Consider the following 20,420-nt stretch of genomic DNA (forward strand, 5'->3'; position numbering starts at 1 on the left):
GAATTTATGTCTTTTCTCTCAAGACTTTTAAAATTCCTCAACTGGTCAAACTCTACAAAACCAGAAATAAGCCTAGATACTGAGCTTTACGAACAATTAAAACCTTTTAGATTTCCACTAATTTCAGTCGTATTGCTGTTACTTTTTGGAACATTAGGTTACGTCTTAATAGATAATTTTTCGCTAATAGATGCCTTTTACCAAGCTGGTATGACTTTTACAACAGTTGGTTTTACCGAAGTTGCTCCAATAACTCCAAAGGGCAGAATTTTTACTATCACATTTATACTTATTGGTTTTATTATATTTACACTATCGATTGGTATTGTGGTTGAGGTTTTAAAAAGAGGTACATTAATTAGCATTTTAAAGGAACGACGCATGCTTTATAGGATCGCAAGACTAAAAAATCACTTCGTTATTTGTTATCACAATCTATACACAATCGAACTTAGTGCTCAATTTCGCGAAAATCATATACCTTTTGTTGTAGTCGATGACAGAGAAGATATCGCAGAGCTAGCTCAAATTTATAAATATCCATATTTCATAAAAGCTCAGCCACATACACAAATTGCCTTTTTGAAAACACATCTATCAAGCGCAAAAGGTCTTATAACTCTTAGCTCAAATATTGCTGATAACATCGCCCTTATAGCATCTGTAAGACTTTATGAAAAAGAGATAGGTCGCAGAAAGCCTTATCATATCATCACAAACGCAGAGACAGAAGACGATACGCAAAGATTAAAAAAATTAGGCGCTGACAATGTGGTAAGTCCATCTCGCTTAGTCGCGCAGCGGTTAAGTGCCATGAGCGTAAGGCCGGACATGGAAAATTTATTAGAGCAGTTTTTGTATACAAAAAATTCACCTATCGATATAGAAGAAATTCTTGTTCCTGATTACTCTTGGATAAGATTTAAAAGATTAAAAGAAACTCATCTACGAAACATAACAAATGCAGACATAGTGGGCATTAGGGATATAAATAATAATTTTGTACCAATGCCAAATGGCGATACATTAGTGGGGACAGGATCAAAGCTTTTAGTTATCGGTACCGTTGATGGAATACGTCTAACCAAGCGTGTTGTAAAAAGCAAACACAAACCTGAAGAATTTAAATACGTATAAAATAAATTTTCTACTCACTCTTTTTAAAAATTTAAACAATGGCTTGGCGTCTATTTTATATCCAAGCATTTACAAAGTCTTGATAAAATTTCTCAAAAATTTATAGGAGCCGATATGTTACATGAATATACAGACCTTATAAATGAGCTAAAGAAAACCGATGCTCGTTTTGCTACTCTTTGCAAAAAACATGATGAGCTAAATAAAAAAATAGACGACAATTTGGCAAAACCATCTGAAATTGATAATTTAAAAAAAGAGAAGTTAAAACTAAAAGACGAAATTTATGCTCAAATTTTAAAGTATAAAAAGTAATAATAAATTTATCTAATCTTTGAGATTAGATAATAAACTCTGGTTCAAATTTTGTCCCATTTACTCGAACTATTCTTGCTGGTATACCAACGACTGTCGCGTTTGCTGGGACATTTTTTAGCACGACCGAGTTTGCGCCGATCTTGGCATTTTCACCGATCGTTATGGCACCCAGTATCTTTGAGCCAGCTGCGATAGTCACACCATTTTTTACAGTCGGATGCCTTTTGCCACACTCTTTTCCAGTGCCTCCAAGTGTTACTTGATGATACATCATTACATCATCACCTATCTCAGCTGTCTCACCTATAACCACACCCATGCCATGATCTATAAAAAATCTCCTACCGATCTTTGCGCCTGGGTGGATCTCAATGCCTGTTAAAAATCTTGCAATTTGTGAGATGAGTCTAGCTAGAAAAAAATGCCCTTTTTTATATAAAAAATGAGAAATTTTATGAAACAAAACCGCATGAATGCCAGGAGTGTTTATAAGTATTGCCAAAAAGCAACACTTATGTACCGATGGGTCTTTTTCACGAACAGTTTGAACTAGCTCATTTAGACTCTCCCACATATTTTTACGCTCCGTAAAGCTCTGTGCTTAAGTATCTTTCGCCATTATCTGGAGCTATGAAAAGTACTTTTTTGCCAGCGCCAAGTCTTTTAGCTACTCTTTTTGCGGCTACGTAAGCAGCACCACCACTTATACCTATCATGAGTCCATCACTTTTAGCGATTGATCTAGCTGCGTTTAGTGCGTCATCGTTGCTTACTTTTTCTACTTCGCTAACTAAGCTCATATTCATAGTATTTGGTAAAAATCCTGCTCCAATGCCTTGAATTTTATGCGGCCCTGGGTTGCCACCACTTAAAACCGGCGATGCTTCAGGCTCAACTGCGATGATCTCAGTATCATAGCCCTTTTCTTTTAGAACTTTTGCCACGCCGCTTATCGTGCCACCTGTACCAACGCCAGCTACAAATGCATCAAGCTTACTAAAATCAGCCACAATCTCAGCTGCTGTTGTTAGTTCGTGAGCTTGTGGGTTATACTTGTTTTCAAACTGGCTTAGCATTATGTGATTTGGCTGAGCTGCTAGCTCTGTAGCTCTTGCGATCGCTGCTTTCATACCACCAGATGCTGGAGTAAGCTCAAGTTGTGCGCCATAAGCAGCCACTATTTTACGTCTTTCGATGCTCATGCTCTCTGGCATGCAAAGTATCACTTTAAAACCAAGTGCAGCACCACACATCGCTACGCCAATACCAGTATTTCCGCTCGTTGGCTCAACGATCGTATCGCCATGTTTTAGCGTACCGTCAGCTAGCATTTTGGTTATCATATTAAATGCGATCCTATCTTTTACAGAGCCACCTGGATTAAAAAACTCTAATTTTACGTAAATTTCAGCCTCGTCAGCACCTGTTTTAACCTTTACGATAGGTGTATTACCGATCGTTTTTACGATGTTATCGTAGATCATCACTCCTCCTAAAATAAATAAGATAAATTTTGTGTAAATTTAGCACAGAATTTTAAAATAGATTATAAAAAGCCCCAATCTTTGGCAAATTTATAAAGAGTTGTTACATATTAGTAGTTTAATTTTTAATGCTGCTTAATATTTTTTGACCATTTTGGCTTAAAATTTTACCTTTGAAATTCTCTTTACAAAACTCCAAAATAAGAGCGTGGTAGAGTTTTAAAATTTCAACCTCATCAAATTTCTCGCTATCAAGAAATTTATAAATTTCATCATAATCAAGCGAACTAAACCACTCAGCCGCCTCATCGTAGCTCTCAAAAGTATAGTCAAAATACGCCATTATCCTAAGCGCGTAAGCATCAACGACCATATATGGCTTGTCACAAGCATAAGCAAGTATCGCATCGCAAGTCTCGGCTCCAACGCCTCTTACGTTTATTAGCCACTCACGACTTACGTTTTCTTTAAAATTTTCAAAATTATCAAATTCATTTTTTATAGCTAGACAAAGTGTCTTTAGGCGTTTTGCCTTTGTGTTGTAAAAACCACTTGGCTTTATGAGTATGGCAAGCTCACTGTTTTCAAGCGCGCAAATGCCTTGTAGGCTATCTTTACTGGCATTTTTTAGATTATTTAGCGCTTTTTCTACGTTTTTCCAGTTAGTATTTTGCACCAAGATAGCACCCAAAATAACCTCAAAAGTGCCCTCACCTGGCCATTTTAGCTCGTCTAAATTTCTCTTTTTGTGATTTAGCAAAGCTAAAAACAGATCGGTTGATCTCATTTTAAATTTTCTTTAAAAGTTAGATAAAACTGCTTTGCAGTCCTGCCGCTTCTGCTGGCTCTTAGCGTGGCAAAATTTTTAGCAAGAGTGTGAAGCTCATCTTTGTCGCCAGTGTAGTCTTTAAAGTAAAAATCAACCATTTTTAGGTACTCGTCGTAGTTGCCTTGATAAAAGCTGATCCAAAGACCAAAGCGATCTGATAGAGAAATTTTCTCCTGAGCTGCATCGCTGTAGTGGATTTCGCCGTCAATTAGCTCTGAGTTTTCATTTTCGCTTTTAAACTCGCTTATTAGATGTCTGCGGTTTGATGTGGCGTATAAAAGTACGTTTTTAGGCGGCTTTTGGATAGAGCCATCCATAATAGGCTTTAAAAATTTATACTCATTACTACCATTTTCAAAGCTTAGATCGTCGCAAAAAATGATAAATTTAAACTCGCTCTTTCTGATCTCATCGATAATGTCGCCAAGGTATTTTAGATCCTCGCAGCCGATCTCAATGATGCGAAGTCCGGCTTTATAAAATTTAGTAAAAATAGCCCTTACAAGGCTTGACTTGCCACATCCTCTCTCGCCCCAAAGAAGCACGTGGTTCGCATCCTTGCCTTCTATAAAATTTAGAGTATTTTTTAGCAAAATTTCTTTTTGTTTTTCTAGTCCATAAAGTGAGTCGATATCTACAAAATCAATATCATCAACTGGTTTTAGCATGCCTTTTGTACTTTTATAAATCGCTGCGTATTTCACACCCCAATCTATCACTTCTTATCCTTTCTTAGATAGACCAAAATTTCAGCCAAAACATCATCATCGTCCTTGCTACGTGACTTTAGCCTGATTTTCTCATCATCATTTTTTGTTATTAGTATGTTTTGCTCGCTGTTTGAGATCGTTTTTATGCCAGCTTTTAGAGCTAAAATTTTGATGATGATAACGTCTAAAAACTGCTTTGTAAATGTATCTATCTTGCCAAATCTATCCTCAAGCTCGCTTTGTATCTCATAGACCTCGGCTACCTCTTTACACTTGCTAAGGCGCCTATAAATTTCAAGCCTTAGCCTATCTTCTCTTATAAATTCTTGATTTAAAAAGGCACTTACACTAAGCTTTAGATCGATCTTGTCAAGCTTTGCGGAGTCTTGATTTAGAAGCTTGTTTATCTCATCTTCTAGCATCTTTAGATATAGCGAGTAGCCGATAGCCTCGATGTGGCCGCTTTGTGCCTCTCCGATGATGTTGCCACCACCTCTTATCTCAAGGTCGTGATAGGCAAGCACCGAGCCAGCGCCCAAAAACGAGTTGCCCTCAAGCGCCACAAGTCGTTTTAAAGCGTCCTTGCTAATGGCATCTTTATCTTCAACCAAAAAGTAGCAGTAAGCCTGCTTATCGCTTCTGCCAACTCGCCCACGGAGCTGATGCAGGTCAGCCATACCAAATTTATTAGCATTTTCTACGATTATAGTGTTTGCATTTGGCAAGTGGATGCCGCTTTCAACGATGCTGGTGCAAAGCAGCAAGTCATACTCGCCACGCTCAAATTTCATCATCTCATCTTCAGCGACTTTTGCATTTACCTTTGAGTGAAGTATCAAAATTCTAAGCTTTGGCAAAATTTTTCTTAGCTCATTTGCCGTCTGCTCGATGTCTGCGATGTGGTTGTGGATGTAAAAGGTCTGACCACCGCGTCTTAGCTCACGCATGATCGCCTCTTTGACGACCTTCTCGTCCCACTCTCTGACACTTGTCCTCACATCCAGCCTCGAGCTTGGCGGAGTGGCTAAAATGCTATATGTTTTTATCTTGCTAAGTGCCATATTTAGGCTTCTTGGTATCGGCGTGGCACTCATACTTAAGATGTGCGAGTGCTGAGAAATTTCTTTTAGCTGCTCTTTTTGCTTAACGCCAAATTTATGCTCCTCATCAACCACTATAAGCCCCAAATTTTCAGCCTTTACACCAAGAAGTGCATGCGTACCCACGCAAACTATAGGCTCATTTTCTTTTAGCGCTTTTTGCAGGCTTGATTTTTCTTTAGCACTTGAGAAGCGATCTAGCCTAAAGACCTTTATGCCAAATTTGCTAAATCTCTGGCTTAGCGTCTTGTAGTGCTGCGAGCTAAGCAGCGTCGTTGGGACAAAGAAGAAGGCGCTAAAGCCTGATTTTATGCAGGTAAATATAGCATTCATCGCAACTTCAGTCTTACCAAAGCCAACATCTCCGCTAAGCAGCCTATCCATGACCTTTCCGCTTTTTAGCTCATCTTTTATATCATTTACCGCTTTTTGCTGATCACTCGTATATGAAAAGCCAGCGTCTTGAACAAAATTTAGATAAGAGATGTCTTCTTTTTGCAAAATTTTACCAGCCACGAGCTCTCTTTTTGCCGCCATTGCTACGATCTTTGAAGCGATCGCAAAGAGTTTTTCTCTAACCTTTTCTTTTATCTTGGCAAAATTTGCCTTGCCGAGGCGATCAAGCACCGCCATAGAGCCATTTTGTGCGATGTAGCGATCGATTAGATTTAGATGCTCTACTGGCAAAAGAAGCTTGTCGTCATTTTGATAAGCAATGACCACAAATTCCTTCGTAGCACCCAAAACTTTGATCTTTTCAAGCCCTAAAAATTTACCTATACCATAGTCTTCATGCACGACATAGTCATTTACTTTTAACTCGTCTACCACAAGACTTGAGCGTTTAACTCGCCTTTTTTTCTCAAATTTATTTAGTGAGACTACGATCTTGTCGCTTGAAGTTATATTTACCACAAGAGGCGAAATTTCAAGCTTTACATTTGTAAAGCTATCAAGCTCATAGCCCTTAAAAAGTCCCTCATTTCTTGAAAGAACGGTTATGCTTTTGCTTTTATTTAGCTCAAAAAAGTCAAAATTTAAAGTGACCTCTAGGTCTTTATAAAACTTTGGTTCAGGTAAAATTTCAATGCCCTTAAATTTCTCCTTGGGCACATCATAAATTTCAAAATCGATCTTTTTAACAAGCTTTGAGTCAAAAACTTTTAAATAGTCACTAAAGCTATCGATCACCCAAAATCCAAGCGAATTTAGGTCGCTCACCAGGGCGTCACTTTGCATATCTTCGATCTTTTGGCTGACCTTTTCAAACTCGTCTTTACTTAAATTTGCGATAAAAGGAACGATCTCGGCCTCGCTTAGCTCGGCTTTATTGCTAATTTGCGTGGCAGTGTTATAGTTTCTTATGCTCTCAACCTCATCACCAAAGAGTAAAATCCTAACAGGATCATCCATATTTACGCCGTAAATGTCGATCACTTCACCGCGGATACTAAACTCACCAACGCTCTCAACGATATCTACACACTCATAGCCAAAGCGTATGAGTAAGTCGGTAAATTCGCTTAAATTTAGATTATCTTTTAGCTTGATCGTTGAGCTTTCTAGGTTTTTTTGCGTTGGAAGTGGGTTTAAAAGCGTGCTAAATGGGCTTATGATGATCTTTTTGCCATCAAATTTATAGTATTTGCTAAGAACGGATGAAATTTCAAAAAGCTCTTCGTTAAAGCTTCTTAGATCATCGCCCTTTTTAGCTCTAAAATCAGGTAACCTAAATGCACTAAAACCAGCAAAACTGGCCGCATCAGCGCAAAGTTCCGCCTCTTTGTCATCTTCACAGATGAGAATTTGTGGGGCGTGTGTTAAAAGATACTCATAGACCTTTGCTTGCATAGTACTCTTTTAAAAAGGCTTCGGCTAGATGAAATGAGCCAAAGGCTAGATAAATTTTGCCGTTTTTTGCCTCTTTTATATCGTTCATATCGCTTGGCTCAAACTCTCTATGTGAAATTTCAAGCTCGTTTAACGCTTTATTTATGAGCTCTCCGCCAAGCTCCCTGCCCTCGCAGTAGTAGTGATAAAGCAGCACGTCCTCAACGACTGGCTTTAAAGCTGCCAAAACCGCCTTGAAATCTTTATCTAAAAACGAGTTATAAACTAGAGTTAGCTTCTTGTCACTAAACTCTTTAGAGCTAAATTTCTTAGCCACAGCCTTTGCGCCAAGCTCGTTGTGACCAACATCCACATATAAATTTGAAGCGATCTTTTCGCATCTGCCTCGAAGCGTAAGAGTACCAAGCTTTTTGATATCTATGCTATTATCTAAAATTTTAGCTGCGGCGTAGGCTAGAGTTAAATTTGATCGTAAAAACTCTGGCAGATTAAATTTATCTGCATAGTTTGCGATCTCGTTTAAATTTTCTTTGGTTAAAATTTCTCTTGGGAAGCTCAAAATTGCGCCCCTCTCGCTTGCGATCTCTTTTGCGATAGCAACGCTTATCTCGTTCATCTCATCATTTAAAATAGCTCTTTTACCCATAGCTTCAAATTTCGTGCGAGAAATTTCTTCTAAGCTATCTCCAAGAACTGCCGTATGATCGAGTCCAATAGGCGTAAAAATACTTAACTCTTTTTCAAAAACATTTGTCGCATCAAGCACACCACCCATGCCAGCTTCGCAGACAAAATAGTCGCAACCCTCAAAAAGCACGGCAGAAAGCAGCGTCATATACTCAAAATAGCTCGTTTTTATCTTGTATTCATCGCTTAGAAGTCCTTGCAAGCGCTCGTGAGCTGCTTCTAAAATTTCATCGCTAGCAACCTCACCATTTAGCCAAAATCGCTCGTTAAATTTAAATATATGAGGGCTTGTGTAGTGCCCTACTTTTGCACCATTTTGGCTTAAAATTTGCGCTAAAAAGCGGCCTGTACTGCCTTTGCCATTTGTGCCTATTATGTGAATAATCTTAAATGGCTTTATATGCTCTTTTATAGTCGCATACGCTCTAATAATCCTGCCATAGTCAATCTCTTTGTAGTAAAGTGGTTTGCCGTCAAGAAATTTAGCTAGGCTCATTTTTCCTCGATTATCTTTGGCATTACTTGATTTCTACCATTTTCTTTTGAGAGATAAAGCATCTTGTCGGCAGCCTCAAGCGTCATCGTCTCGCTTAAATTTGCACTTCTTGTCGCTATACCAGAGCTGATAGTAACCTTAATACGCTCATTTTTATAGATAAATTTGAAATTTTCTATCATACTTCTTAGCTTATCTCCAAATTTAACACTATCTTTTAAGCCAGTGCTTGGAAGTAAGATTACAAATTCTTCACCGCCATATCTACCAACAAAATCAACCTTTCTAGCATTTTTCTTAAGCACTTGAGCTACCGCCGAAAGAATAACATCTCCAGCCTCATGCCCATAAGTATCGTTTATGCTTTTGAAATGATCAATATCAACAAAGCATATAGAGTAATCAGTCCCATAGCGTTTATACGCTTCTTCAATGCGTTGAATCTCGTTCATCAAAGCACGCTTAGTAGATACTTTTGTCAAAAAGTCCTCTTTGCTCTCCAGCTTGGCTTCCTCAAGCTCTTTTTCAAGGCTATTCACTCTGTTTTGAAGCTCTAAGATAGTAGCTTGCCTATTGTGCATCTCGATACCAAGCTCTTTGCTCTCGATCTCCAAAGCACCAGCGATCTCAATAAGCATGCTTCTTACTTGATCAATACTGTTTGTATTTAAATTTACATTTTTAAGATCATTTTTAATGCTTTTTACTTTATCAGAACTACTTTGTGAACTAACCGCGATATCAGAAATTCTCTCGCTTATATTTTGCAAGACATTATTTAGCGAACCAACTTTTTCTATGATTTCCGTTCTATCTTCTTCTATTCTGCGATCAACAAATGCCTTTACCTTTTCTTGAAATTCTTTGCTACTTAAGATTTTAGGATTTTGCTTCAAAGTACTTCTTATCGAACTAAGCTCTTCATCAAGATCCTTTGTAATAGAAGGCTCAAGAGTAAGGCTTAAAAGCTGAATCAAAACATCCTCTTCGCCATCTTCATCTTTTTGTGTAAGAAATTTCTCAAGTTCAGAACTCATTGTCTTTAAATCATCAAAATTTCTAACACCATAATATTTCAAAAATTCTAAAAATTCAGTGTCGTAAGAGCTAACAAAGTCAAACCATCTAAGGCACATCTCTTCAAGATTTTTCTCATCATATCTTCTAGCGAGCAGCTGCATACTTTGCTCTGCTAAGCTTTTTGCATCTTTATTGTGAAGCATTGAGATTGCTTGGAGGATTCTTCTAGCAAATGCATTTAGTGACTGTAGTTTTTTATCATCAGTTGCAAGACTTGCTCCTTGTTGAGCACCTCTAGAGAGCCTAGCAGTCATAAAAGCGACAAACTCATCGACCGTCTTTATATGAAGGCTTAGGGCTTGATTTTTATATTCATCACCAAGCCTTGAGATATATTTTTCTATCTTTTTACTCTCTTCTGTTGTAAAGCCATATTTTTTAGAAATTTCATTATAGACTTCAGTGTAATTCTCTGGCGTTAGCATCAAATGGCGATCTTTGATCTCATTTAAGGCTTCCTTGACTATTTGACTAACGGTTACTGCTGCCATTTCTATATCCTTTTACCGCTAAACTTGCGATATACTCATCAAAGGCCTCTTTTGATGCCTCTTTGATAGCTTCGTATTTTTGAGTATCACTAAGAATGCTGTCAGCAAATCTTACATCTTTTTGACGTCTTGCGACACTAAAGTCATACTCGCCAGTGGCTGGAATATCAACCACGCTACCATCTTTAAATTTAGTCTTATAATTTAAGCTTAAATGTGCTTTATATGACGTAATGTAGCCAAACTCATCATAAATGATCGCTTCGTAATTTAAATCTTTTACCGAAATAATTATCGAAGTATCAGCACTCTCTTTACTTGATAAATTTTTATTTAGCCTTGCGACCATGCCCTCTTTTACAGCATCCTTTATCCAAACACTATTTTTTGGTTCTTCTTTACTGATGATCACATCAATATAAATTTTATCGCCGACTAGATCATGTGTGATCTTTGAAACTGGTTTATAACCACATCCACATATGAATATCGCAATAAAAAACGCTAAAAAATATCTCAAAATTTATCCTTTAATGACAAAATTTACCAATTTGCCTTTTATATAAATCTCTTTTAAAATTTCTTTTCCTTCAAGCCATTTAGCCACATTTTGCTTAGCTAGTTTTAAAATTTCACTCTCGCTCTCGCTCGCTACCACTTCAAACTCGGCTCTTTTCTTACCATTAACTGTAACTGCAAGAGCGATGCTATCTTTTACAAAAACCTCTTCTTTCATTTCAAGCTTTGTAAAATTCTTACGGCCAAATAACTCTTCGCTAAGCTCATTTGCGATGTGCGGCACGATAGGCTCAAGCAAATTTAAGATAATAAAAAAGCCTTCAGCATTTACATCTTCGTTATCCTGAGTATTTATGGCATTTAGTGCCTCCATACAAGCAGCGATTAGTGTATTAAAAGCAAATGTGTCGCCAAAAACTTCGGTTGATTTTTTAAGCGCTTCATAAATTTTTAGTCTTGCAAATTTCTCATCTTTGTTTAGGCTTTCATGATCTATCTGAGGCAGTTCGTCTATCTTTTTGATAGTTTGTGCCTTCTCCCAAAGCCTATTTAAAAACCTAAATGCGCCTTCAACTGCGCTATCGTTCCACTCAAGCTCTTTTTGAGGAGGCGCTGCAAAAAGGATAAATAGCCTTGCCGTATCAGCACCATATTTATTGATAATATCGTCAGGATCTACGACATTGCCCTTACTTTTGCTCATCTTTTTGCCATCTTTTAAGACCATGCCTTGAGTTAGCAAATTTTCAAATGGCTCGTCATCTCTTAGATAGCCTAGATCTCTTAAGACCTTTTGGAAAAATCTAGCGTATAAAAGGTGCAAGATCGCATGCTCGATGCCGCCGATATACTGATCTACATTCATCCAATAATTCACACTCTTTTCATCAAGCGCTTTTTGCTCCCACGTCTTCTCATCGCTTGCAAATCTAGCAAAATACCAGCTACTCTCCACAAATGTATCCATCGTATCAGCCTCTCTGATCGCGTCTTTGCCGCATTTTGGGCACTTTGTAAATTTCCAAGTTGGGTGTTTATCAAGTGGATTGCCCTCGCCTGTGATCTCGACATCTTCAGGTAGCGCGATAGGTAAATTTTCCTCTTTTTCAGGCACTACACCGCAGCATTTGCAGTGTACTACAGGTATTGGCGCACCCCAGTATCTTTGACGAGAAATTCCCCAGTCTCTTAATTTGTAGTTTGTGATCCTTTTGCCTAAACCATCTTTTTCAAATTTTTCTATTATGAAATTTTTAGCTTCTTCTGAAGCAAGCCCATTTATAAGCTCAGAATTTATAGAAATTCCATACTCAGAATATGCTTTTGAGCTATCGCTCTCGCCCTCAAGCGACTTTACTACTGGCTTTATAGGAAGATTAAATTTACTTGCAAACTCGAAGTCTCTTTGATCATGTGCGGGGACAGCCATGATAGCGCCGCTACCGTAGTCAGCTAGGATAAAATTTGCAACCCAAACTGGGATTTTTTCATTGGTAAGTGGATGAACGACATAAATTCCTAAAAATTCTCCGTCTTTCTCGCTCGCTTGACGCTCTCTTGGGCTTTGATTTAGGATTGTTTTTATCTTTGTCTTTTTGCTTTCATCAATTTTATCACTCTCAAGAAGTGCTTTTACGATAGGATGCTCTGGCGCAAGAGCTGTGTAGCTAACGCCGTAAATCGTATCAGCTCTTGTAGTAAACACTTCAAAGCCATCAAATTTACCACCTAAAGCCTCTTTTGAAGCCTCATCAAGATAAAATTTAAACTCCAAGCCGTAGCTTCTGCCGATCCAGTTTTCTTGCATTGTGATGACTTGATTTGGCCATTTGCCCTCAAGAAGTTTTAGATCATCAAGTAGCTCGCTAGCGTATTTTGTGATGTTAAAGTAATATCCTGGAAGCTCTTTTTGTACAACATCATTACCACATCTCCAACATTTGCCATCCTCTACCTGCTCATTTGCAAGCACAGTTTGATCGTATTCGCACCAATTTATAATTGCATTTTTTCTATAAACAAGCCCTTTTTCAAACATCTTTATAAAAAAGCTTTGCTCCCACTTTGTGTAAAGTGGGTCAGATGTGGCTAAAATTCTCTTTTTAGAAAATGAAAAACCAAGGCTTGCAAGCTCTTTTTTCATATAGTCAATGTTTTCGTAAGTCCAAATTTTAGGGTGAATTTTATGTTTTATGGCTGCGTTTTCAGCTGGCATACCAAAGCTATCAAAGCCGATAGGATGAAGCACATTGTAGCCGCTTTTTCTATATGATCTAGCAAGTGCATCGCCGATAGAGTAGTTTCTCACATGCCCCATGTGTATGCGTCCGCTTGGATACGGAAACATACTTAGGATATATTTTTTTGGCAAGCTTAGATCGGCTTTTGGCTCAAATTCTTCATTTTTATCCCAAATTTCTTGCCATTTTTTTTCTATCTTTAAAGGCTCATATTTTCTCTTTTCAGCCATTTTTTCTCCTAAAATTCTTCTTGAGCTTTACTTGATTCTATTAAAACCAAGGCTAGTGAAAATATATTTGCAATGACTGCGCCAATAGCCAACGAATAGCTAAGTGTTATATTTTCAGAGACTTGCAAAATAACAAAAGCTGGTATAAGGTGCAAATCAGCAACCAGTGAGCTTGCAAAAAGCTCAGCTGAGAGTAAATTTTTAACACCGATCTTAAGTAGCGTTGAAACCAAATTTATACTAGCCGCCACAAAAAGCGCAATCTCATTTTTATCATATAAAAATTCTGCCGTAGTCGTAAGACTCATCAATGCAAAAAATATGTAGATAACTTTTCCCCAGTTCATTATCCCTCCTTACACAACGCCTTTCTCAAACATAGCACGCTCTTTTTCGCGCTCTTTTTTTATCTTTTGTTTTTCAGTCTCTCTGCTTCTAAAATGCTCGATGCTAAATTTAAACCAGATAAGAAACGGCGAAGAGATGTAGATCGAGCTGATCGTTCCTATGACAATACCAACGATAAGAATAAATGAAAATCCATGTATCATATCTCCACCAAATAAAAATAACACAAGAACCGTCATCATCGTAGTTGCTGAAGTTAAGATAGTTCTTGAAAGTGTGGCTGAAACTGACTCATTGATAACACCCTCGATATCAGTTCGCTTGCTCTCTTTTATACCTTCTCTGATCCTATCAAAGATAATAATCGTATCATTTAGAGAGTAGCCAAGTACTGTTAATACAGCCGCTAGTGTGTCCAAATTTACATCGATATCAAATAGCGAAATAGCACCAACAGTTATAACTATATCGTGAATTTCAGTTGCGATCGCAGCAAGTGCAAATCTCCACTCAAATCTAAATGTGATGTAGATTAATATGCCAATTAGTGAAATTCCAAGAGCCATCAAACCTTTTTCTCTAAGCTCATCACCAACCTTTGGACCAACGATATCAACACGTCTTACTTCAAAATTTCCAGTATCTTTTAAAATTTGCTTTATCTCAGTGCCGATGTCGCCAGTTAAATTTGAGCTTGAACCTGAAAATCTAATAACCACCTCATCGTCACTCCCAAACTCAGTAACTGAAGCATTTTTTAACACTTCATTTGTGCCAAAAGCATCACGAATTTTATCAAGTGGCGCTTTGGTGTCGTACTTTAGCTGGATAAGCGTACCACCAGAGAAATCAATGCCGTAGTTTAGGCCTTTTGTCGCAAGTAAAACAATAGAGCCAACAAATAAAAATATAGAAAATGCTAGTGAAGCAAATCTAAAACGCATAAAATCATAAACTTTTGCCTTAGTAAAAATTTGCATCATTAGCTCCTTTTATAACCAAACCAAAGTCTGGTATTTCCACTTTTTTCTATCTTGTCCATAGCAGCGTCAAACATGCCATGAGTACCAAGTATAGCTGTTAGCATAGAAGCCATGATACCTATTGCCATTGTTACTGCAAAGCCTTTAACTGGACCAGTACCATAAGCGTAAAGTACCGCAACTGTGATGATAGTAGTTAAGTTTGAGTCAATAATCGCACTCATGGCGTGCTCATAGCCTTTTTGAACAGCTGTCCTTATCGCTACACCTTCACGCAAAAGCTCACGTATACGCTCATTTATGATGACGTTAGCATCAACTGCCATACCGATCGTTAGCACGATACCAGCCATACCAGGAAGTGTAAGCGTCGCTCCAAAAAGCGCCATGACAGCTACTAATATAACGACGTCTGCAACTAGTGCGATATTTGCAAAAATTCCAGAAATTCCATAATAAACTAGCATAAATAACACGACTAAGATAGATCCAGCAGCAAGTGCTACCATACTTTGGTTGATACTCTCTTGTCCCAAAGATGGGCCAACGCTTCTTTTCTCTAGCATCTTAACAGGGGCTAAAAGTGCACCACTTCTAAGAGCGATCGCTACGTCGTGAGCCTCATCAAGGGTAAAGCCACCACTTATCTGGCCACTACCACCCCCTATTCTTTCATTTATAACAGGAGCTGAATAAACCTTACCATCAAGCACGATAGCAAGCCTTTTGCCGACATTTGCACCAGTAAAATCGCCAAAAATTCTAGCACCTTCTGAATTTAGTGTAAAATTTATGATCGGTAGGTTGTTTTGCTGAGAGAATGCGACCTTTGCATCAGTTAGCATCGAGCCATCAAGCACTGGGATATTTTTAACGACGTATTTTACGCGGTCATTTTTAGCATCTTTAAAGATCACATCACCATAGCTTTCGGCCTCAGCCTCGCTCATCGTATTTGCCTGATCTTGTCTTTTGTCATCAACTGCCATAAGCTGCAAGTGAGCAGCCTTTGCAATAAGATCTCTCGCTCTTTGCTCATCTTCTTCAGTCTTTATGCCAGGAAGTTCGACTAGGATATTGTCTTTACCTTGTCTAGCAACTGTTGGCTCAGCTAAACCAAACTGATCAAGTCTGTTTCTAATAGTCTCAACAGCTTGAGAGATCGCATACTCGATCGTATCAAGCCTCTCTTGCTCTGTTAGAGTGATGTGGTAGTTTAGACCATCTTTTTTGATATCAAGCCCTTTTATCTCAGCAAGTGCCTTATCAACTTTTGGAGCCTCGTCACTATCAAGCAGCGCAAAATCAACACTATCTTCTTTTATCTTAAATTTATCAATAAGCACATCTTCTTTTTTAGCATAATAATTTATGCTTCCAGCGATTGATTTGATCTTAGAGTGGATGGCTTCGTTAGTTTCAACACCAAGAAGCATATGAAGACCACCTTGAAGGTCAAGTCCTAATGAAATTTTAGCTCCACTTTGAGTCTGAAAAAAAGATGGCACCGAAAAGCCAAAACCAAAAACCAAGGCTAATATTAAGATAATCAGCCTATATGTAACTCTTGCGTTACGCATTATTTATCTTCGATCTTTTTAGCTACAAACTCGCGTGCTATACGAACGATTACATCATCGTTAAGTTTAACTTTGATAAAATCATTTTCGGCTTTAATCACTTCGCATATAAGTCCACCATTAGTTACTATCTTATCGCCTTTGTCAAGAGCTGCAAGCATTGCTGCGTGGGCTTTTTGTTGTTTTTGTTGAGGTCTGATAACCAAAAAGTAAAATATGGCGAAAAGCACAACAAGGGGTAGTAGTGATGTTAAAAATTCTGCGTTTTGCATGGATTTCCTTATTTGTAAGATTTTTAAACGGACATTTTAGCACTAAAATTATAATAAAAGCCTTTGTCGGTGCTTTTTTGCTTTCTAATTTCATTTTTTTAGCTATGGCAGAAAATCAAATTTTAAATTTCATCTCACCTTTTCTTATGCTAGCTGGAATTTATGTCATCATAAATTTAAGCAGAGCTGGCTTTTTTGCGGCTGGCTTTTTCACTGGAATTTTGTGGTTTTACTGGATCGGCTTTAGCTTTATCTACTATGAGCTTGTCTGGCTTATCCCATTTGTCATCCTCTTTGTAGCCCTTGTTTATGGGCTTTTGTTTTGGATAGCCTCTTTTCCAAGCTTTGTGGCACTAAGAGCCGTTTTACTATTTTTAATAAGCTATGTGCACCCATTTGGCTTTAACTGGTTTAACCTTGAAGCAACACTTGTTTTAGGGGCTTTTGAGCCAAATACTAGAGGGCTTATATTTATATTTTTAGCGGCTATTTCTTTGAGTTTAAAAGGTAAAATTTTAAAATTTATCCTAGCTTTTATCTGCCTGATCGCCGCCTTGCAGTTTAAAAGTAGCGAGGCAAAGACTCTACCATTTGACGTGGAGCTAGTAAATACCGATGTTGCTCAAAGAGTGCGCTGGGATAAAAGCTTACGCATGAAATTTACAAATGAAAATTTAGACCTCATCAATAGTGCTATCGCCGAGCAAAAACGCCTCATCGTGCTGCCCGAGAGCGCGTTTCCACTATTTATGACAAATGAGCCACTGCTTGTTGATGAGCTAAAAGAGCTTTCAAAAAAGATAACCATCGTAGCTGGCGCACTTGCCTATGAAAATAAGCAAATTTATAACTCTGCCTTTTTGTTTCAAGACGGCACTCTTAGGCGAATGGATAAGAAATTTTTAGTGCCATTTGGAGAAGAAATTCCTCTACCAAATTTCATGCAAGATACGGTAAATAAGCTATTTTTTGGCGGAGCTAGTGACTTTAAAAAGGCTGAAAATTTTAGCGACTATGAGATAGACGGAGTTAAAATCAGAAACGCCATCTGCTACGAGGCAACAAGGGAGGAGCTTTATAGGGGCGAATTTGACGTTGTTGTGGCTATTACAAATAACGGCTGGTTTGTGCCAAGTAGCGAACCTGTGCTTCAAAGACTATTAATAAAACACCTTGCCACAAAATATAATAAAGCGGTCTATCACAGCGTAAATGGCTCAAAAAGCGAGATCATAAAGCCTAAAAAAGCATTTTGGGATGAGTTATGAAAGAAATTTAAAGTGGCTTTTTAGATAAAGCCACTTTTTTGATTATTTTTTTAATAAAGCCTTAAAGGTATCGACCGCATCAAGCTTCTCCCAAGGGTATTTTGCATTTCCCACTTGGCCTTTTGCAGCTACTTTTGCGTATAAAAATGTCTCTTTGCTTGGCTTGTCAAGACCAAATTTATTTGTTATCCAGCGAGGTGTCAGAGAAAAATGCTCGCTTACAAAATTTGAAAGCATATCGTCATTTACGCTGTTTGCATGAGTTCCCATAGTATCAACGCTAACTGAAGTTGGCTTTGCAACGCCGATAGCGTAGCTTATCTGAACGATACATTTTTTAGCAAGGCCAGCTGCGACTATATTTTTAGCTATCCAGCGCGCTGCATAAAGTCCGCTGCGATCAACCTTTGTGTAGTCCTTACTTGACTGAGCGCCACCGCCTATTGGGCTATATCCGCCAAAGCTATCAACGATTAGTTTTCTGCCTGTTAGACCGCTATCGTGAAGTGAGCTGTGATTTACATATCTGCCTGTTGGGTTTATATAGATGATCGTTTTTTCTTTATTATATAGCTCTTTTGGAAGGCCAGTTTCGTCTATTAAATTTTGAATTAGTGTGCGAAGCTCTTCTATCTTCATACTCTCCACGCAAGGTGCAGAGACGACGATAGTGTGGATGCTTTGAGGTTTGCAGTTTTCAAAGTTGTCTTTGCTACCGTAATCAATAGTAACTTGTGTTTTTATATCAACACCAAGCTTATCAGGATTTGCCTTGGCAAATTTATAGACTTTTTCGCAAAGCATTCTTGCGTAAGTTATAGCTGCTGGCATAAATTCTTTTGCTTCGCAGCTTGCAAAACCAAACATAATACCTTGATCGCCTGCTCCGATCTCACCACTACTTTGATCAACGCCTTGATTTATATCTGGACTTTGTTGATTTATGCAAACTTTAACCTCGATATCATCTGGATGCAAGCACTGCTCTTTTGTGAAATTGCTCTTTCCATCATATCCAATATGCGCAAGAGCGTCTTTTACAATCTTTTCGTAGTCTTTATAAGAGAGTTTTACCTTTGAGTTTATCTCTCCACCTATTACTATATTTTTCCCAGCCACAAAAACTTCGCTTGCGACGCGTCCATTTGGATCTTGCGTTAAAATAGTATCCACTATGCTATCAGCGATGATATCAGCACATTTATCTGGATGACCTGGACTTACAACTTCAGAGGTAAATAGATACATTTTCATCCTTTTTTCTTGACTAAATTTTGTGCAATTGTAACAAATCTATTTAAAAAGCTTATTAATCTTTATCAAATTCTTTATATTTAAAAATTGTTTAGCTAAAATCAACAAAAAACTAATTTATTAAGGTGTCAAATGAATATGCTTAAAAATATAGCAAGAAGATACGCCGATGGAAATTTGATAATTCAAATTTTAGTTGGTATCATCCTAGGTGCCCTAGTTGGCTTTTACACACACTACGAAGCAGCTCCTTATAACAAGATCTCGGCTAAAATTCAAACTATTCAAAACGAAAGTGGTTTGAGCGTAGATGAAGTTATAAAAACTCGCCTTAGTCAAGATGAAGCCAAGCAGCTAAATGAAGCCAAAGAAAAAGCTAGCTCAGCCGATTCTATCGCAACTTCAGCTTCAGTTTTAGGAGATTTATTTAAAGGTGCTTTAAAAGCTATAGCACCAATTCTTGTCTTTGTTTTAGTAGCAACATCCATCATTTTAAGAGATTTTGGTCATACAAAAGGCATGCAAAAGATCATTACACTCTATCTAATTGGTACATTTTTAGCAGCTGTTGTTGCAGTTGTTGCTAGTTTCTTATTCCCAGTGGAGCTTTCTTTAAAAGGTCTTGCAAGTGCTGATATGTCAGCACCTCAAGGAATTACCAATGTCTTAAAAGATCTCATTTATAAAATGGTCGAAAATCCGATAAATGCTTTAGCAAATGGCAATTATATAGGCATCATCACCTGGGCAGTTGGTAGTGGTATAGCGCTTAGAAATTCCACAGCTGAGACCAAAAAAGTATTTAAAGACATAAGCGATGGTGTGACTCATATCGTTAAATTTATCATTAGACTAGCTCCATTTGGCATCTTTGGTATGGTTACTATCAGCATTCATGAAACTGGATTTGAAGTACTTGCAGGATATCTAAAACTAATTTTAGTTCTTGTTGGGGCAATGCTTGTTGTCGCATTTATCATCTATCCAGCCATGGTTTTTGTATTAACCAGAAAAAATCCTTATCCACTTGTCATGATCTGCCTAAAAGAGAGTGCTATTTCGGCATTTTTTACAAGAAGCTCAGCTGCAAATATCCCTGTAAACATGGCGCTTTGCAAAAAGCTTGGGTTAAAAGAGGAACTCTACTCTATCTCTATCCCACTAGGAGCTACTATAAACATGGGTGGTGCAGCAGTTACGATCAGTATTCTAGCGCTCACAGCGGTAAATTCTATCCCGTCTATAACAGTCACATTTGGTGACGCACTGCTTCTTTGCTTCATCTCAGCTCTTGGCGCTTGTGGTGCATCTGGCGTGGCTGGAGGCTCACTTCTTTTAGTGCCATTAGCGTGCGGTCTTTTTGGTATCAGCAATGACATAGCAATGCAGTTTGTAACAGTTGGTTTTACTATTGGCGTCATCCAAGATTCAGTCGAAACTGCGTTAAATAGCTCATCAGACGTTCTTTTTACAGCAGTAGCTTCAGAGACTTCAAACTAACCTTCATAAAATTTCAGCTAAATTTTGGCTGAAATTTTACTTT

General features: G+C 38.0%; 18 protein-coding genes. 4 read left to right on the forward strand and 14 right to left on the reverse strand.

Going from position 1 to position 20,420, the window contains the following annotated elements; genetic code table 11:
• Positions 1–6: 6 nt before the first annotated feature.
• Positions 7–1,137, forward strand: coding sequence for a potassium channel family protein (locus CVS93_RS02905; protein WP_021090478.1), 1,131 nt, complete (start codon positions 7–9; stop codon positions 1,135–1,137).
• 114 nt (positions 1,138–1,251) lie between these two features.
• Positions 1,252–1,452 carry a YdcH family protein gene (locus CVS93_RS02910; protein ID WP_107686515.1) on the forward strand — a complete coding sequence of 67 codons (201 nt, stop codon included), beginning with the start codon at positions 1,252–1,254 and terminating at the stop codon, positions 1,450–1,452.
• A gap of 25 nt (positions 1,453–1,477) precedes the next feature.
• On the opposite strand, the gene epsC is transcribed toward CVS93_RS02910, so the two are convergent.
• The 13 genes from epsC to yajC all read right to left on the reverse strand — a co-directional run bounded on the left by epsC (position 1,478) and on the right by yajC (position 16,355).
• Entirely contained in the window at positions 1,478–2,029 is a 552-nt protein-coding gene (gene epsC / locus CVS93_RS02915; protein ID WP_107686516.1) for a serine O-acetyltransferase EpsC, read from the reverse strand.
• 4 nt (positions 2,030–2,033) lie between these two features.
• Entirely contained in the window at positions 2,034–2,939 is a 906-nt protein-coding gene (gene cysK, locus CVS93_RS02920) for a cysteine synthase A (RefSeq protein ID WP_107686517.1), read from the reverse strand.
• A 118-nt stretch (positions 2,940–3,057) separates the two neighbouring features.
• Complete coding sequence (locus CVS93_RS02925; RefSeq protein ID WP_107686518.1) at positions 3,058–3,726, reverse strand: endonuclease III domain-containing protein; 669 nt, start codon at positions 3,724–3,726, stop codon at positions 3,058–3,060.
• Positions 3,723–4,487 (reverse strand): ATP-binding protein, encoded by a 765-nt coding sequence (locus CVS93_RS02930; protein ID WP_107686519.1) that lies wholly within the window; start codon positions 4,485–4,487, stop codon positions 3,723–3,725. The genes CVS93_RS02925 and CVS93_RS02930 overlap by 4 nt, the downstream gene beginning before the upstream one ends.
• A complete protein-coding gene (gene mfd / locus CVS93_RS02935; RefSeq protein ID WP_107686520.1) occupies positions 4,484–7,429 on the reverse strand; it encodes a transcription-repair coupling factor in 2,946 nt (981 codons plus the stop codon). The genes CVS93_RS02930 and mfd overlap by 4 nt, the downstream gene beginning before the upstream one ends.
• A complete protein-coding gene (locus CVS93_RS02940; protein ID WP_107686521.1) occupies positions 7,410–8,612 on the reverse strand; it encodes a Mur ligase family protein in 1,203 nt (400 codons plus the stop codon). Before CVS93_RS02940 ends, mfd begins: the two co-directional genes overlap by 20 nt.
• Positions 8,609–10,183 (reverse strand): GGDEF domain-containing protein, encoded by a 1,575-nt coding sequence (locus CVS93_RS02945; RefSeq protein WP_107686522.1) that lies wholly within the window; start codon positions 10,181–10,183, stop codon positions 8,609–8,611. Before CVS93_RS02945 ends, CVS93_RS02940 begins: the two co-directional genes overlap by 4 nt.
• Positions 10,164–10,703 (reverse strand): LPS assembly lipoprotein LptE, encoded by a 540-nt coding sequence (gene lptE, locus CVS93_RS02950; RefSeq protein ID WP_107686523.1) that lies wholly within the window; start codon positions 10,701–10,703, stop codon positions 10,164–10,166. The genes CVS93_RS02945 and lptE overlap by 20 nt, the downstream gene beginning before the upstream one ends.
• Before the next feature lie 3 nt (positions 10,704–10,706).
• Positions 10,707–13,172: a leucine--tRNA ligase gene (gene leuS, locus CVS93_RS02955; protein ID WP_107686524.1), complete on the reverse strand. Its 2,466-nt coding sequence runs from the start codon at positions 13,170–13,172 to the stop codon at positions 10,707–10,709.
• A gap of 8 nt (positions 13,173–13,180) precedes the next feature.
• Positions 13,181–13,519: a DUF6394 family protein gene (locus CVS93_RS02960; protein ID WP_021090699.1), complete on the reverse strand. Its 339-nt coding sequence runs from the start codon at positions 13,517–13,519 to the stop codon at positions 13,181–13,183.
• 9 nt (positions 13,520–13,528) lie between these two features.
• The gene (secF, locus tag CVS93_RS02965; protein WP_107686525.1) at positions 13,529–14,500 is read right to left on the reverse strand and encodes a protein translocase subunit SecF; all 972 of its coding nucleotides are present in this window, start codon (positions 14,498–14,500) and stop codon (positions 13,529–13,531) included.
• 2 nt (positions 14,501–14,502) lie between these two features.
• Positions 14,503–16,083 (reverse strand): protein translocase subunit SecD, encoded by a 1,581-nt coding sequence (gene secD / locus CVS93_RS02970; RefSeq protein WP_107686526.1) that lies wholly within the window; start codon positions 16,081–16,083, stop codon positions 14,503–14,505.
• On the reverse strand, positions 16,083–16,355 hold the full coding sequence (gene yajC, locus CVS93_RS02975) for a preprotein translocase subunit YajC (RefSeq protein WP_107686573.1): 273 nt from the start codon (positions 16,353–16,355) through the stop codon (positions 16,083–16,085). Before yajC ends, secD begins: the two co-directional genes overlap by 1 nt.
• Between yajC and CVS93_RS02980 the strand changes: the two genes are divergently transcribed.
• A complete protein-coding gene (locus CVS93_RS02980) occupies positions 16,331–17,623 on the forward strand; it encodes an apolipoprotein N-acyltransferase (protein ID WP_107686527.1) in 1,293 nt (430 codons plus the stop codon). The genes yajC and CVS93_RS02980 overlap by 25 nt on opposite strands.
• Before the next feature lie 42 nt (positions 17,624–17,665).
• Here the strand turns inward: CVS93_RS02980 and metK are convergent, their stop codons facing one another.
• Positions 17,666–18,871: a methionine adenosyltransferase gene (metK, locus tag CVS93_RS02985; RefSeq protein ID WP_107686528.1), complete on the reverse strand. Its 1,206-nt coding sequence runs from the start codon at positions 18,869–18,871 to the stop codon at positions 17,666–17,668.
• A 138-nt stretch (positions 18,872–19,009) separates the two neighbouring features.
• Between metK and sstT the strand changes: the two genes are divergently transcribed.
• A complete protein-coding gene (gene sstT / locus CVS93_RS02990) occupies positions 19,010–20,377 on the forward strand; it encodes a serine/threonine transporter SstT (RefSeq protein ID WP_413784284.1) in 1,368 nt (455 codons plus the stop codon).
• Positions 20,378–20,420: the final 43 nt, after the last annotated feature.

Origin of the sequence: Campylobacter concisus (genome assembly GCF_003048535.1) — a bacterium.
GTDB lineage: Bacteria > Campylobacterota > Campylobacteria > Campylobacterales > Campylobacteraceae > Campylobacter_A > Campylobacter_A concisus_S.

Excerpts from the sequence above, each read along its gene's own strand:
- CVS93_RS02905 (WP_021090478.1), top strand. The coding sequence starts at position 7 with ATGTCTTTTCTCTCAAGACTTTTAAAATTCCTCAACTGGTCAAACTCT.
- CVS93_RS02910 (WP_107686515.1), top strand. The coding sequence starts at position 1,252 with ATGTTACATGAATATACAGACCTTATAAATGAGCTAAAGAAAACCGAT.
- epsC (WP_107686516.1), bottom strand. The coding sequence starts at position 2,029 with ATGTGGGAGAGTCTAAATGAGCTAGTTCAAACTGTTCGTGAAAAAGAC.
- cysK (WP_107686517.1), bottom strand. The coding sequence starts at position 2,939 with ATGATCTACGATAACATCGTAAAAACGATCGGTAATACACCTATCGTA.
- CVS93_RS02925 (WP_107686518.1), bottom strand. The coding sequence starts at position 3,726 with ATGAGATCAACCGATCTGTTTTTAGCTTTGCTAAATCACAAAAAGAGA.
- mfd (WP_107686520.1), bottom strand. The coding sequence starts at position 7,429 with ATGCAAGCAAAGGTCTATGAGTATCTTTTAACACACGCCCCACAAATT.
- CVS93_RS02940 (WP_107686521.1), bottom strand. The coding sequence starts at position 8,612 with ATGAGCCTAGCTAAATTTCTTGACGGCAAACCACTTTACTACAAAGAG.
- CVS93_RS02945 (WP_107686522.1), bottom strand. The coding sequence starts at position 10,183 with ATGGCAGCAGTAACCGTTAGTCAAATAGTCAAGGAAGCCTTAAATGAG.
- leuS (WP_107686524.1), bottom strand. The coding sequence starts at position 13,172 with ATGGCTGAAAAGAGAAAATATGAGCCTTTAAAGATAGAAAAAAAATGG.
- CVS93_RS02960 (WP_021090699.1), bottom strand. The coding sequence starts at position 13,519 with ATGAACTGGGGAAAAGTTATCTACATATTTTTTGCATTGATGAGTCTT.
- secF (WP_107686525.1), bottom strand. The coding sequence starts at position 14,500 with ATGCAAATTTTTACTAAGGCAAAAGTTTATGATTTTATGCGTTTTAGA.
- secD (WP_107686526.1), bottom strand. The coding sequence starts at position 16,083 with ATGCGTAACGCAAGAGTTACATATAGGCTGATTATCTTAATATTAGCC.
- CVS93_RS02980 (WP_107686527.1), top strand. The coding sequence starts at position 16,331 with ATGTTAAAAATTCTGCGTTTTGCATGGATTTCCTTATTTGTAAGATTT.
- yajC (WP_107686573.1), bottom strand. The coding sequence starts at position 16,355 with ATGCAAAACGCAGAATTTTTAACATCACTACTACCCCTTGTTGTGCTT.
- metK (WP_107686528.1), bottom strand. The coding sequence starts at position 18,871 with ATGTATCTATTTACCTCTGAAGTTGTAAGTCCAGGTCATCCAGATAAA.
- sstT (WP_413784284.1), top strand. The coding sequence starts at position 19,010 with ATGAATATGCTTAAAAATATAGCAAGAAGATACGCCGATGGAAATTTG.